This is a genomic window from Granulicella sp. dw_53 (assembly GCF_018449545.1).
Taxonomy (GTDB): domain Bacteria; phylum Acidobacteriota; class Terriglobia; order Terriglobales; family Acidobacteriaceae; genus Edaphobacter.
The window spans coordinates 60296-74177 of the sequence record NZ_JAAVUR010000023.1 but is presented as its reverse complement, the minus strand read 5'-3'; the positions used below and the strand labels follow the sequence as shown (position 1 = coordinate 74177).

General features: G+C 62.6%; 10 protein-coding genes. 9 read left to right on the top strand and 1 reads right to left on the bottom strand.

From position 1 onward, the window contains the following. Positions 1–356 precede the first annotated feature (356 nt). The 3 genes from HB393_RS23460 (at position 357) to ligD (ending at position 4482) form a co-directional block, all read left to right on the top strand. On the top strand, positions 357–1772 hold the full coding sequence (locus HB393_RS23460; protein WP_213807650.1) for an FtsQ-type POTRA domain-containing protein: 1416 nt from the start codon (positions 357–359) through the stop codon (positions 1770–1772). A gap of 19 nt (positions 1773–1791) precedes the next feature. After that, positions 1792–3033: a cell division protein FtsA gene (gene ftsA / locus HB393_RS23455; RefSeq protein WP_213807649.1), complete on the top strand. Its 1242-nt coding sequence runs from the start codon at positions 1792–1794 to the stop codon at positions 3031–3033. Positions 3034–3099: 66 nt separating this feature from the next. Next, complete coding sequence (gene ligD / locus HB393_RS23450; protein ID WP_213807648.1) at positions 3100–4482, top strand: non-homologous end-joining DNA ligase; 1383 nt, start codon at positions 3100–3102, stop codon at positions 4480–4482. A gap of 8 nt (positions 4483–4490) precedes the next feature. Here ligD and HB393_RS23445 read toward each other — a convergent pair whose 3' ends face one another. After that, complete coding sequence (locus tag HB393_RS23445) at positions 4491–5564, bottom strand: ATP-dependent DNA ligase (RefSeq protein ID WP_213807647.1); 1074 nt, start codon at positions 5562–5564, stop codon at positions 4491–4493. 184 nt (positions 5565–5748) lie between these two features. Here HB393_RS23445 and ftsZ point away from each other — a divergent pair, with 184 nt between their 5' ends. The 6 genes from ftsZ to HB393_RS23415 all read left to right on the top strand — a co-directional run bounded on the left by ftsZ (position 5749) and on the right by HB393_RS23415 (position 13879). Continuing rightward, on the top strand, positions 5749–7353 hold the full coding sequence (ftsZ, locus tag HB393_RS23440) for a cell division protein FtsZ (RefSeq protein ID WP_213807646.1): 1605 nt from the start codon (positions 5749–5751) through the stop codon (positions 7351–7353). A 162-nt stretch (positions 7354–7515) separates the two neighbouring features. After that, the gene (locus HB393_RS23435) at positions 7516–8760 is read left to right on the top strand and encodes a penicillin-binding transpeptidase domain-containing protein (protein ID WP_213807645.1); all 1245 of its coding nucleotides are present in this window, start codon (positions 7516–7518) and stop codon (positions 8758–8760) included. An 86-nt stretch (positions 8761–8846) separates the two neighbouring features. After that, a complete protein-coding gene (locus HB393_RS23430) occupies positions 8847–10475 on the top strand; it encodes an NAD(P)H-hydrate dehydratase (RefSeq protein WP_213807644.1) in 1629 nt (542 codons plus the stop codon). Further along, entirely contained in the window at positions 10472–10909 is a 438-nt protein-coding gene (tsaE, locus tag HB393_RS23425; RefSeq protein WP_213807643.1) for a tRNA (adenosine(37)-N6)-threonylcarbamoyltransferase complex ATPase subunit type 1 TsaE, read from the top strand. The genes HB393_RS23430 and tsaE overlap by 4 nt, the downstream gene beginning before the upstream one ends. Before the next feature lie 146 nt (positions 10910–11055). Then, positions 11056–11574, top strand: coding sequence for a GNAT family N-acetyltransferase (locus HB393_RS23420; protein ID WP_213807642.1), 519 nt, complete (start codon positions 11056–11058; stop codon positions 11572–11574). A gap of 547 nt (positions 11575–12121) precedes the next feature. Next, the gene (locus HB393_RS23415) at positions 12122–13879 is read left to right on the top strand and encodes a hypothetical protein (protein ID WP_213807641.1); all 1758 of its coding nucleotides are present in this window, start codon (positions 12122–12124) and stop codon (positions 13877–13879) included. Positions 13880–13882: the final 3 nt, after the last annotated feature.

The window sequence follows — 13882 nt, the reverse complement described above, 5'->3', positions numbered from 1 at the left end:
GGGGGGGGGGGGGGGGGGGGGGGGGGGGGGGGGGGGGGGGGGGGGGGGGGGGGGGGGGGGGGTGGGGGGGTGGGGGGGGGGGGGGGGGGGGGGGGTGGTGCGGGAGGGGAGGGGGGGGGGGGGGAGTGGGGGGGGGGGGGGGGGGAGTGTTTCGCAGGCGGGCGGGAGGCGGATGGAGGGGTTGGCGGGTTGAGGGGGCATTTCAAACCGGGATCTGGCGGGGGTTAGGACGGCCGGGTGAGTTCCTGAAAGGGTACGGGGGCGAGGATGGTCGGTTAGGGAGGGGTGGCGGCGGGTTATAGTCGGGATGGCGATTCTCGCGGCCTTGCTCTGGCCTGCGATGAGACGAAGTGACTATGAAATTGTCCGGTAGACGCAGTTCGGCGGTGCTTGAGGCACCGGAGCAGAGATATGTCTCCGGGACAGGCGGCCCGCGTCGCGTCACAGGTGGGTTGCGGCGGGGCCAGCAGGACGGGGTCGGCGGGGAGTTTGAGGATGCCGGGGCGGAGGATGCCGACTCGGGGTTTGCGGGGGAGGATCTGCCTGTCCGGCGAAGGATGGCCGGCCGAATGGGGAGCCGGCCGGGGTTTCTGGGACGGATTACATCGGGATTGCCGCAGACGCTGTGGGGGCGGATCGCCGCGGGTACGGCGCTGGTGGTTGGGATTGGCTTGTGCATTGCCGGGACGATGGCGGTGCGGTCGGCTCTGCTGCACGATGAGCGGTTTGTGATTCCTTCTTCGGCTGCGATTCAGATTGAAGGGAATCAGCATGTGACCAAGGCTCAGTTGCTGAGCATCTTTGGCGAGGATGTGGAGCGGAACATCTTTACGGTGTCGCTGGCGGAGCGGCGGACGCAGTTGGAGCAGTTGCCGTGGGTTGAGCATGCGACGGTGATGCGTCTGCTGCCGGATCATCTGCGGGTGTCGATCGTGGAGCGGACGCCAGTGGCGTTTGTGCGGCAGGGCGGCCATATCGGGCTGGTGGATAAGAGCGGCGTGCTGATGGATATGGTGTCGGGCGAGGGAGATGGCGCGGCGCATTACTCGTTTCCGGTGGTGACGGGGATCTCGGGGAGCGAGCCGCTGTCGACGCGGTCGGAGCGGATGAAGATCTTCGAACGGTTTACGACGGAGCTGGATGCCGGGGGAAGCAAGATCTCAGGAGGGCTGAGCGAGGTGGATCTCTCGGACCCGGAGGATGTGAAGGCGCTGATTCCGGATGAGCACTCGGAGGTGCTGGTTCACTTTGGCGATACCGACTTTCTAAGCAGATATGAGAAGTACAAGGCGCACCTGGGGGAGTGGCGGACGCAGTATCCCAAGCTGGCTTCGGTGGATATGCGGTACGACCGGCAGGTGGTGCTGGAGATGCAGCCCGGGAGCGCGGTTCCGGTGGGAGGGCAGGTTGCTGCGAGTGCTCCGGCGGCTGTGCCTGCTGCGGGCCTGAAGGTGGCTCCGATTGCTCCTCATGTGGCTGCGGTGCATCATCCGGCTCCGGCTACGGTGGCCAAGGGGAAGCCGGTGGTTGTGGCTAAGGCTGCTCCTGCTCCGCCTACTCCTGGTGTGGCTGCTCCGGTGGTTGGGTCTGCTGCGGGTGGGGCTTCGGCGGCTACGCCGCATCTGACAGTGGCTAAGGATGTTCCGGCGGCGAATAGGCCCGGGGCCAAGAAGGCTGTTGTGAAGAAGCCGGTGGGGAAGAAGGCTCCGGCGAAGAAGATCGTCGCCAAGCGAGTGGCCGCGAAGAAGACGTCAGCAGCGGTGAAGCCATGAGGATCGAGCAGGGCGTGCGATGAACCAGAAGGTCGACAATCTCATTACGGTGCTGGATGCCGGGAGCGCGAAGAGCGTGGTCCTGGTGGCGGAGCTGCTGGATGGCGTGCTGCGCTATCGGGGACATGGGGTTGAGCGGTCGAAGGGGATGCGCAAGGGTCTGATTGCGGAGCTGGGGCCGGCAGCGGAGGCGATCAATCGGGCGGCGCTGACGGCGGAGCGCGTGGCGAAGGCTGGGATCGAGACGTGTGTGGTGGGGATCGGCGGGTCGCATGTGCGCGGGATCAATAGTCGCGGCGGCATCAGCATGGGCAACCGGATGCGCGAGATTACGCGGGAAGAGGTGAAGGCCGCCGTGGACCGGGCGCGGAGCGTGGCTCTGCCTCCGGACCGCGAGGTGCTGCATCTGCTGCCGCAGGAGTTCATTCTGGACGACCAGCCGGGGATTCACGATCCGCTGGGAATGGTGGGGAATCGGCTGGAGGTGAATCTGCACCTGTCGACGTGCTCGGGTGGAGTGGCGCAGAGCGTGATTACGTGTGCGAACCGGGCGGGGCTAGAGGTGCTGGATACGGTGTTCGAGGGGATCGCTTCGGCTGAGGCGGTGCTGAGCGCGGATGAGCGGGAGCTGGGAGTGTGTCTCGCGGATATTGGGGCGAGTACGACGGAGCTGGCGGTGTTCTTCGAGGGAGCGATTGCGCATACGGCGGTGCTGCCGATTGGAGGCGATCACTTTACGAACGACCTTGCGGTGGGATTGCAGGTGACGGTGGAAGAGGCCGAGTACCTGAAGCGGACGTTTGGGCACAGCGTGGTGACGGCGGTTCCGCAGTTGAATGAGATTGAGGTGGGGGGAAATCTGGCGACGGGCAGCCTGGGTGGAGGTGGGCAGTCGGCAAGGATGGTGCGGCAGAGGTTTCTGGCGGAGATTCTGGAGCCGAGGGCACGGGAGCTGTTCACGATGCTGCGGGATAATCTGCGGAACGGTGGCGTGCTGGAGGCTTTGGGAGCTGGCTGCGTATTTACGGGCGGCGGAGCGCATCTGGCAGGGCTGCTGGACAATGCGGAGAGCTTGTTGCGGGTTCCGGCCAGGATCGGGTTTCCGGTGCCGTTGTCGAGGATGCCTCAGGAGCTGGCGCAGCCGGAGTTTGCCACGGCCATCGGAATGCTGCTTTATACGCATCGGACTCAGGTGAGACGAGCGAGTGAAGAGCAGGGGCTGCGGGCCAAGTTGAAGGCTATCTTCGCGGGCAGCTTCTAACGATCAGGTTGCTTCGTTCGGGACGCCACGTTGTGGATTGTTTGGATAGAGGTATAGGCTTTCCCCGTGAAACCAGAAGAAGAGGCTGAGGTCCTGTCGATCGAAGGGCACGAGGTGCGGGTGACGCATCCGGAGAAGCTCTATTTTTCGAAAGGGGTGAAGCTTTCGAAGCTGGATCTGGTGCGCTACTACCTGGCGGTGGCTCCGGGTGCTTTGGCGGGAATACGAGACCGGCCTATCGTGCTGAAGCGCTTTGTGAATGGCGCGGGGGGCGAGGCTTTCTATCAGAAGCGTGCTCCTACGGAGCGGCCCGAGTGGCTGCGGACGGTTACGCTTGCGTTTCCTTCGGGCAGGACGGCGGAGGAGTTGGTGGTGGATGACGCGGCGGGGCTGGCGTGGATTGTGAATCTGGGATGCATCGAGTTGCACCCGCATCCGGTGCGGTCGGCGGATCTGGAGCATCCGGATGAGCTGCGGGTGGATCTCGATCCTGGTCCCGGGGTGGGATGGGAGGATGTTCGGCGGGTGGCGCTGGAGGTTAAGGCGGTTCTGGAGGAGGCAGAGCTGCGTGGATGGCCGAAGACGAGCGGCTCCCGGGGAATGCATGTGAATGTGAGGATCGAGCCGCGCTGGAGTTTTACCGAGGTTCGGAGGGCGGCGTTGGCTCTATCGCGTGCCGTGGAGCGGCGAGTGCCGGAGTTGGCGAGCTCGAAGTGGTGGAAGGAGGAGCGGCACGGCGTGTTCCTGGACTACAACCAAAATGCGAAGGACCGTACCACGGCGTCGGCGTATTCGGTGAGGCCGTTGGCGGATGCGCGGGTGTCGGCTCCGCTGGCCTGGGATGAGGTTGCGGACTGCGAGCCCGGAGCGTTTACGGTGCTGACGATGCCGGGCCGGTTTGCCGAGATCGGAGATCCGCATCGTGGGATGGACGATTCGGCGGGGTCGTTGGAGAGGCTGCTGGAGCTGGCGGCGCGGGATGAGGCGGAGGGATTGAGCGATGCTCCCTGGCCGCCGCACTTTCGCAAGATGGAGGGGGAGTCGTCCCGGGTTGCGCCTTCGCGAGCTAAGTCCACAACCAAGGGGGCGAAGTCCAAGAAGGCGGGTGCGGCGGATACGGATGGGGGTGGGGAGAGTGTTGCAAAGGGTGTGGCGAGGAAGTCTCGAGCGAAGATGCCGCTGATCGTGGTGGCGAACTCACCTCACGAGGAGGCTGCTCTGGCGGGGTTGGAGCGGTGGAAGACGAAGCATACTGAAGCCGCTGGTTTGTTGGCGGTCGATGATGTGCTGGTGGACCGGATGCGTGGCAGGTCGTCTACCTGGACACGAATTCGAGTGAATCTGCGAAATGTTCCGGAGGCCGTCAGGCCGGTGCAGGAGACGCCTGATCCGGATGACGATCCTACGCGTGAGTTTCGTCGCGTGAGCAGCGCGCGTGACGGTGAGTAAGAATCGCTTTAGCGGTCGGTGGGGAAGATGGCCATGAGCTCCTGGGGTGGGACTACTTCCAGTTGGGCGTAGGAGCAGTCGTGGGGCTGCTTGTCGAATCGCCATCTGCGGAACTGCGCCATGTGACGGAAGCGTGTGCCCTGCATATGTTCGTAGGCTACTTCGACGACGAGCTCGACGCGGAGCGGTTCCCACGACAGGTCCTTGCCCTGGCTCCAACGGCTCTGTGCTCCGGGGCGGCGCTCTCCGTCGCCGAGGTCGGCCTCAGACTTCCAGGGATGTTTGTCGAGCGGGTTCACGCGGTAGGGGGCAAGGAATTCGACCAGCTCGCGACGCTTTGCCTGGGTGAAGCTGGCGCAGACGCCGACGTGCTGTAGGACGCCTGCCTCGTTGAAGAGGCCGAGCAGGAGTGAGCCGATGGCGGTGCCTTCACCACCTTTGTGCCAGCGGAAGCCGGCGACGACGCAGTCGCAGTCGCGCTCGTGTTTGACCTTGAGCATGACGCGCTTGTCGGGCTGATAGGCGCCGGCGAGTGGCTTGGCTACTACGCCATCGAGGCCCGCGCCTTCAAAGCGGCGAAACCAATCGGCGGCGAGGGTACGATCCGCGGTGGCGGGCGTGAGGTGGATCGGCGGCTTTGCGGAGCTGAGTAGAGAGACCAGCCGTTCGCGGCGCTGGCTGAAGGGCTCTTCGCAGAGGTTCCGGTCTCCTTCGCAGAGCAGGTCGAAGAAGACGATGGAGGCGGGCGTCTCGCGGGCGAGGAGGTTAACACGCGATGCCGCGGGATGGATGCGAAGCTGCAGCGTCTCGAAGTCCAGACCGTCGTGACCGGCTATCACGATCTCGCCGTCGAGGACGCAGCGGTCGGGCAGAGCGGAGAGCAGCGCCTCGACCAGCTCGGGGAAGTAGCGGTTGAGGGACTTGGTATCGCGGCTTTGGAGGAGGATCTCGTCGCCGTCGCGGAAGATGAGGGCGCGAAAGCCATCCCACTTGGGCTCGAAGAGCCAGGAGTCATCCGGCGGCAGCTCGGCGACGCGTTTGGCGAGCATGGGCAGAATGGGTGGGTTGACTGGTAGTTTCACGGCAACATGGTATACCGCGCATACGATGCTTCGCCTGAGGAGGCGGCCAAGTGGAATAGGCGATGCGGGTTATCTCCGCTGAACCATCCGTGGTACGTCAGTGGAAAACGGGGGGATGCGATGTTGGGCTGCAGATGGGAGAATTGATAGCTAACGCTACGTTTTTTCTGGAGTAACTGCCGCTATGTCCAATCTGCCTGACGACCTTCGCATTCACTATCACGATGAGATGCCGCGGGGTGCGCGGATCAAGGTGATTGGCGTCGGTGGCGGCGGCAATAACGCCGTGAACCGAATGATTGCGGCGAACGTGGTCGGAGTTGAGTTCATCGCCGCGAATACGGATGTGCAGGCGCTGCAGGTCTCGAATGCGCCAGTAAAGCTGCAACTGGGTGTGAAGCTGACGAGTGGGTTGGGAGCGGGCGCGAACCCGGATGTGGGTCGGCGGGCGGCGCTGGAGGACTCGGACAAGATTATCGAGGCTCTGGAAGGCGCGGACATGGTGTTTGTAACGGCTGGCTTGGGCGGCGGTACGGGGACGGGTGCTGCTCCGGTGATCGCTTCGCTGGCGAGCGAGATGGGGGCGCTGACGGTGGCGGTGGTGACGCGGCCCTTCGCGTTTGAAGGCAAGCGCCGCATGATGCAGGCCGAGCGCGGGATGCAGGAGCTACTGGAGTCGGTGGACACGGTGATCGTGATCCCGAACGAGAAGCTGCTGGCGGTGGCGAAGGATGCTGGGTTCTTCGAGAGCTTCCGGATCGCGGACGATGTGCTGCGGCAAGGTGTGCAGGGGATCTCGGACATTATTACGATTCCGGGTGTGATCAACCGCGACTTCGCCGACGTAAAGACGACGATGGCGGGGATGGGCTATGCGGTGATGGGGACGGCGATGCGCTCCGGAGCGAACCGGGCCGTAGAGGCTGCGATGGCTGCGATGGCTTCGCCTCTGCTGGAGGCGGGAGCGATCGATGGGGCGCGAGGTATCCTGATCAACATTACGGGGTCGAGCAGCCTGAAGCTGAGTGAGGTGAATGAGGCTTCGAGCATCATCCAGAACGCGGCGCACGAGGACGCGAACATCATCTTCGGCGCGGTGCAAGATGAGGCGATGGGTGACGAGGTGAAGATCACGGTCATCGCCACGGGCTTCAAACACCAGGAGATGCCGCAGCGGCGGGAGCGGATGCTGGCTGAGGCGACGCTGCCGACGATGCGGTACGACGTTCCGGGGCTCAATGTGCCGATCCGGCCACGGGCGGATGTACGTCCGGTGGAGGTGGTTTCTCCAATTGAGGTTTCCAAGGCTGTTGAGGCTCCTGAGCCCGCGCAGGTGAGTTTTTCGCGTGAGCACGAGGTGGAGGCAAGGCCTGAGCTGGTAGCGGAGGTCGTTGTGGAGAGCGTGCGGGAGATCTCCGTGGCTGCTCCGGCTCCGGTTCCGAGCAGGGCGGAGTTGATTCCGGTCCCCGCCTCGGTCTTCGATGACGACTTCTTCCGCGCGCCGGTGCCGAGGTTTGGAGACGTGCCGAACGGCAGAGAGTCCCGGGCGGAGCTCCTGGTCGAGCCTTCTGCCGCAGAGGTTTGGGGTGGTTCGCGGCATCTTTCGGGGGTGGCGGACGTCCAATCGGAAGAGAGCCGGAGCGGAACTGCGCCGATTCCGGAGACTCATGCTCCGATGGAACAGCCGATGAGGGCGGGATCCTTTGCTGGAGCCGCAGTCGCCGAGACGGAGCGTGTCGAGGCGGATGAGCTTGATATTCCTGCCTTTCTGCGACGCGGAAGCGTTTAGTCCGGGGTATGGTTTCGACTGCATTTGCTCGATATGGAACAAATGTGGGATTGTTTTGTGCTATCGAGTGTTTCGATGATGAGTGGTGTTGGAATTGCTATCACTCCCAGTGATGGACGAATTAGAAGGAATTATTAGAGGGTCAAGTTTCAAGGGGCGTTTATGTCGAGACTGATTCAACTGTTGGGCGGGATGGTTCTCTGTCTTGTGCTGTGTGGGTCTGCTGGATTCGCGGTAACAAAGAAGGCACATCATCCGGTGCATCCGATAGCGGCGAAGACTGCCGCCAAGGGGAAGGCGGCTAAGGCTCCGGTTCACGCGAAGGCAGTTCCGGCGAAGGCGGGGACCAAGAGAGTGGTCGCCAAAGGGCGGGGTGCTCGTCCGAAGCTGGCCGTCCGGCGGACGCGTTATGTGGAGCGTTTTTCTGCGAGCTCGTTTGCCGATAACGCCGATAATCTGACGCTGGGTGACGTGGTCGAGGGTGAGGATCCGGTGGTGCGGGCGGCTGCGATTCAGGCGCTCGGAAACATGAATGGAACAGCGGTGGCGATCAATCCGACGAATGGGCGGATTCTGGCGATGGTGAACCAGAAGCTGGCGCTGTCGCGGGGCGCGGAACCGTGCTCGACGATCAAGCTGACGGTGGCGCTGGCGGCGCTTGAAGAAGGAATTGTGCGCAAGGACACGCCGGTGAGCCTGGGTGGCGGATATCGGCTGACGCTGACGGAGGCGCTGGCGCACTCGAACAATCTTTACTTCGAGACGCTGGGGCGCTCGCTGGGGTTTGAGCGTGTGAAGCACTACGCGAATGAGTTCGGGTTGGGCGAGCTGGCGGGTTACCACATCCAGGGAGAGCAGCTAGGGACGTATCCCGACCAGGAGCTGCCCGCGGCGTTGGGTGGCGTGGGGAGGATGTGCTCGTTCGGCGAGAGCGTGTCGATGACTCCGCTGCAGTTGGGGGCGATCGTCTCGGCGATTGCGAATGGTGGGACGTTGTACTATCTGCAGCATCCGGAGACGCGGTTGGATGTGGAGACGTTTCAGCCACGGGTGAAGCGGACGCTGAATATCGCTCCTCTGATTCCGCAGATCCAGGATGGAATGCTGGGAGCGACGCAGTATGGGACGGCGCGGAGCTTACGGGCGAACTTCAAGGAGTTTCCGGTGATGGGCAAGACGGGAACATGCTCGAACAATGGGACGCGGTTCGGATGGTTCGGGTCGTTTGCGGATACTCCGAATGGGCCGATTGTGACGGTGATCTTCCTGGAGGGCGGAAGGCCGACGTTTGGTCCGAAGGCAGCGGAGCTTACAGGGCAGTTTTACCGCGCGCTGTGGGAGAAGAGCTACTTCAACGCGAAGACTGTTCCAGTGATCGAGCCTTCGATTTCAGGTGGATCTCAGTAGAACCGATTTGATGGATTGAAACGATACGGCCCGCACTGGATGCGGGCCGTTTTGTTTGCAGAGGCCGCGGGTGGTAGAAGGGTGTTATGGACATTCTTACCGCAGCGGAGATGGGCGAGACGGACCGTCGGACCGTGGACGAGTTCGGGGTAAAGCTGGATGAGCTGATGGAGCGGGCCGGAGAGGCGGTGGCGCGTTTCTGTTTGAGGCACTTTGCCGCAGCGGGGCGGGTGGTGGTGCTCTGCGGGAAGGGGAATAACGGTGGCGATGGGCTGGTGGCGGCTCGGCATCTGGCTGCGGGCGGGAGGAGTGTACGGGTGGTGCTCCTTGGTGAGGAGAGCGAGTTCAAGGGACCGGCTCGGACGGCGGTTGGACGGTTGCGGGCTGAGGCGGCGGGCGTGGAGGTGGAGACTCTGTCGTCAGAGGGTTTCGACGGCCAGATGGCGAAGGCGCTGGGGTGGGCTGAGTTGATCGTCGATGCGGTGGTCGGGACTGGGTTCAAGCCGCCGCTGCGTGGGGTTGCGGAGCAGTTGCGGGAGAAGGTGAAGGAGTCGAAGGTTCCGGTGGTTGCGGTGGATGTGTCGTCGGGATGGGATGCGGATTCGATGGAGCAGACCAGCGAGGGAGCGTTCCGGGCGGATGCGGTGGTGACGTTTACCGCTCCGAAGACGGCGCACATCTTTGGGCATCTGACCCAGGGATCGTTGGATGGCGGAGCGTTCGGACCGGTGGTGGTTGCGGAGATCGGATCGCCGCGGGAGGCAGTGGTTGCGGCGACGGGACGCCGATGGGCGGGTGCGGCGAAGGCGATTGCGGAGCGTCCGCGGGCGGTGAACTCCAACAAGGGCAGGTTCGGCCATGTGCTGGTGGTGGGCGGAAGCTACGGCAAGGCGGGTGCGGCGATGATGGCTTCGCTGGCTGCGCTGAGGACCGGAGCGGGGCTGGTGACGGCGGCTGTTCCGAAGAGCATTGTGAATACGGTGGCAGCGGTCGCGCCGGAGTTGATGATGTTGCCGTTGGCGGAGGACGAGGAGGGCGCGATCTCGTTCAAGAATCAGAGGGGCGAGAAGCTCGATCAACTGCTGAAGAAGATCTCGGTGTTAGCGGTGGGGCCTGGTCTGTCGACGGATGGCGATGCGCCGGAGTTTGCCAGGCAGATGGTGGAGAAGACGACTCAGCCCATGGTCATTGATGCGGATGCCTTGAATGCGTTCGAGGGGCGGGAGAAGCTGCTGAATGGTGAGGGACGGGTGATGGTTCTAACGCCGCATCCGGGTGAGATGGCTCGGTTGGTTGGGCTGACGGTGAAGGAGGTGGAGGCGGACCGGGTGAATCTGGCGCGCGACTTTGCGATGGAGCATAAGTTGACGCTGGTGCTGAAGGGCTGGCGAACGCTGGTGGCGCATCCGGATGGGACGATTGGAGTGAACACCTCGGGGAATCCAGCGATGGCGAAGGGTGGAAGCGGGGATATTCTGACAGGCATCGTGGCTGCGATGGTGGCTCAGTATCCGGAGGACATAGCGCGTGCGGTGGAGGCTGCGGTGTATCTGCATGGGCTCGCCGGGGATTTGGCGGCCCGCGCTTTGGATCAACATACTGTACTTGCAACCGATACGGTTGCGTATCTGTCGGAGGCCTTTCGGTACAGGGTGAAGGATGCGGATGGGTTTACCTGGATCTGCGGGTTGAATCGCAGCGGGAGCTCCCGATGAGAGAGAAACGGTTCAAGACGCGATCGGTGGAGGGGACGCTGGCGCTGGGGCAGACGATTGCGGAGATTCTGCGTCCTCCTATGCTGGTGATTCTGCGCGGCGAGGTAGGAGCGGGGAAGACGACGCTGGTGAAGGGAATTGCGGCGGCTCTTGGAGCAGCGGTGGAGGAGGACGTGACCAGTCCGACGTTCACGCTGGTGCATGAGTACAAGAATGAGCGGGTGCATCTGTTCCACCTGGATCTGTACCGGTTGGAGACGGAGGAGCAGATCGCGGTGCTGGGACTGGAAGAGATGATGACCGAGCCAAATGCGCTGGTGCTGGTGGAGTGGGGCGAGCGGTTCGAGAGCGTCGTCCGGCTCGCGCAGGGTGAGATTGCGATGGAGCAGGGCGAGGGGGACGACCGTATGCTGCAGGTGAAGTGGGTGAGTTAGGCTCACCCCTCCCCCCGGCAAAATGGGGCAAAATCCTCTGATTAAATGGGTTTATGGGTGGACTTGCCTGCCTAGGCATCGTACATTTTCCATCTGCTTGATGCGGGTGTCGCGATGGATTTCGTACAGATGGAGCGTGACCAGCTATGGGTCATTTGATCCGTCAGGCCAGGCTCGAGGACGCAGCCGCCATTGCACATGTTCACGTCGAAAGTTGGAGGACGACCTATTCGGGTATCGTCCCGGATGCGTTTCTTGCCACTTTGGATGAGGTGGCTCGGACCGAGAGCTGGCGGGAACGGATCGCAGATGGAGGCGTCTTGATCGTGGTGGCCGAAGGTGAGACCGGGGTCGTCGGATTCGCGTGTGCTGGGCCAATCAGAACGGCGACAGCAGATTACGATGCGGAGCTTTATGCCATTTATGTCTTGCTTGAGGCACAACGGCAGGGTGCGGGTCGTTCCTTGTTCCATGCGGTGGTATCGGGATTGAGGGCCAAGGGTTATCGGAGCATGTTGCTTTGGGCGCTTCAAGCCAACCCTTGCGTTCCTTTTTATGTGCGTCTTGGAGGTATCGAGGTGGCAATGAAGGCTATCGATATTGGAGGCGTCGATCTGCCGGAGAAGGCTTTTGGGTGGCCGGATTTAGACTGCTTCGGGGCGTGACTGGTCCCTGGCTGCTGGTCTGTCGATGGTGAATTGGCAAAGAGCTTGTTGCTTCCGCGCTGGGCGGTTTTTCGAATCTTTTCTTTCTTCTTCTATTTTATCGAGTGGGGGATAACTAAAGTGCCATTTGGATCTTGTTGATTTGGGATAGGTTAGTTTGTTTTAGGGGTTGACATGGAGTTTTGTTGGGGTTTTTGGGGGAGGGAGTTGTAAGTTGTTTTTGGGGTTGGGGTTGGGGTTGGGGTTGAGGTTGTTGGTGATGGGGTTGGGGGAAGAAAGATGGGGTTCCTGAGGTGGTGGGGGTTAGGAAGGAAGGCGGTCGTGCTTCCGCCCGATACCCCACCCTATTTGCGATGAGACTGCAAAAAGGATGGGGCACCCGGATTTGTGGCGGCCTAGATCCACCATCTTTGCGGACCTAACCTGAGCTGCCTCAATGTTTGGCCTCGGCTCCTATAGAATCAGGCAGATAGGGTTCTGCGCTACTCTCAAGCCGCTCATAATAAACTGGTTGTACCTAAATGCCCTGGGATATTGGGGATACCCCTTGACCGAGAGAAGGAGGCCAACGATACAGCCGAGCAAACGCCTCCTGATCCCGTTAGCCTCTCTCATTGCGGTCCTGCCTTTGATCCTCTTCGGGTGCTCCTGCGGGCACGACTTTGACTTCCACATTCTCAACTGGCTGGAGGCCGCCCGGCAGTTCACCCACGGCAACCTCCACCCTCAGTGGGCCTTCACTCCCGCCTACGACGCTGGAGAGCCCCGCTTCGTCTTCTACCCACCCCTCTCCTGGACCATCGGAGCCGTCCTCGGGCTCATCCTCCCCTGGACCTGGACGCCCATCATCTATACCTGGCTGGTCCTCACCGCCGCTGGCTTTGCCCTCTACCGTCTTGCCCGCAGCTTCGCCTTCCCGGGAACCGCGCTCCTTGCCTCGGTCTTCTACCTCGTCAATCCCTATACCCTCTTCACCGCCTACGAGCGCACTGCTTATGCTGAACTCCTGGCCGCCGTCTGGATTCCGCTCCTCCTCCACGCCATCCTCCGCCCCGACTACGAAGGCGGCGTAACCATCCCCCGCATCGCCCTCCCTGTGGCTCTCCTGTGGCTGACCAACGCGCCTGCCGCCGTCATGAGCTGCTACGCCCTCGCCCTCCTGACCCTCATCCGCCTCCTCCGAATCTCAAGTACAGTCGAGATGGGCCCTACTCCGCCTTTGGCGCGTACTTTGCGCGCAAGGTGGACAACGCGGGAAGCCTTGACTCTCCGAACCCAAACAAAGACCTCCATCGCCCGGACCACCGCCACCGGAACTCTCTTCGGCCTGGGCCTGGCCGCCTTCTACCTCATACCAGCCGCCTACGAACGCCGATTTGTTCACATCGACATGGCCATCCTCCCCGGCCTCCGCATCCAGGACAACTTCCTCTTCCACCACACCACCGACGCACTTCACGACACCGTCCTCCACACGGCCTCCACCATAGCCATCCTTCTCCTGGCTCTGACCGCACTGACCCTGCTGCTCAACTACCGAAGAACCGCCACAGGACTCCTCCCTGCCTTAACTACGCTTACCGTCGCCATCGCCTTCCTCCTAACGCCCCTCAGCAACCAGATCTGGCTGCATGCCCCCGAACTAGCCTTCCTCCAGTTCCCCTGGCGTCTGCTGGCGATCCTGGCCGCAGCCCTGAGCCTCTCCCTAGTCCTCGTCCTCAACCGAGCCCACCTCACCTCCACCCAGACCACCGTCGCCGCCCTGGTCGTCGCCGCAGCCCTTACCGGCCCCGCCTACATGCTGCTCCGCCAACCCTGTGATCCCGAGGACACCGTCGCTGCCAGAGTCGCCCTCTTCCACTCCACCCAAGGCTCCGAGCCGACCGACGAGTACACTCCCGTCACCGCCGACAACGACTCCCTCGGCCAAACTAACCCGCCCTACTGGCTCTCCTCCAACCCTGCTGCACTCGCTCCGGCGAACACCCAACCCGGCCCAGCGCCCACGCACCTCGCCCTCAACTCCCCCATCCCCCAGACCCTCATCCTCAACCTCCGCGACTACCCCGCCTGGCGCATCACCCTGAACCAAACCCTCCTGACGACCCGAACCCAGCGGGACGACGGCCTCATCGCGCTCCCTATCCCGGCCGGCCCCTCCCAGATCGAAGTCACCCATATCCAACTCCCCGACCAGATCCTCGGCGACCTTGTAAGTCTCCTCACCCTGGTAACCTTCACAATCTTCCTGCTTCGCAGCCGCAAAACCCAACTTCGAAGTTCCTCATTCACCCCTGATTTATGATCG

Coding starts and splice junctions, on each gene's coding strand:
- HB393_RS23435 (WP_213807645.1), top strand. CDS start 7,516: ATGTCGAGACTGATTCAACTGTTGGGCGGGATGGTTCTCTGTCTTGTG.
- ftsA (WP_213807649.1), top strand. CDS start 1,792: ATGAACCAGAAGGTCGACAATCTCATTACGGTGCTGGATGCCGGGAGC.
- HB393_RS23420 (WP_213807642.1), top strand. CDS start 11,056: ATGGGTCATTTGATCCGTCAGGCCAGGCTCGAGGACGCAGCCGCCATT.
- HB393_RS23460 (WP_213807650.1), top strand. CDS start 357: ATGAAATTGTCCGGTAGACGCAGTTCGGCGGTGCTTGAGGCACCGGAG.
- ftsZ (WP_213807646.1), top strand. CDS start 5,749: ATGTCCAATCTGCCTGACGACCTTCGCATTCACTATCACGATGAGATG.
- HB393_RS23430 (WP_213807644.1), top strand. CDS start 8,847: ATGGACATTCTTACCGCAGCGGAGATGGGCGAGACGGACCGTCGGACC.
- tsaE (WP_213807643.1), top strand. CDS start 10,472: ATGAGAGAGAAACGGTTCAAGACGCGATCGGTGGAGGGGACGCTGGCG.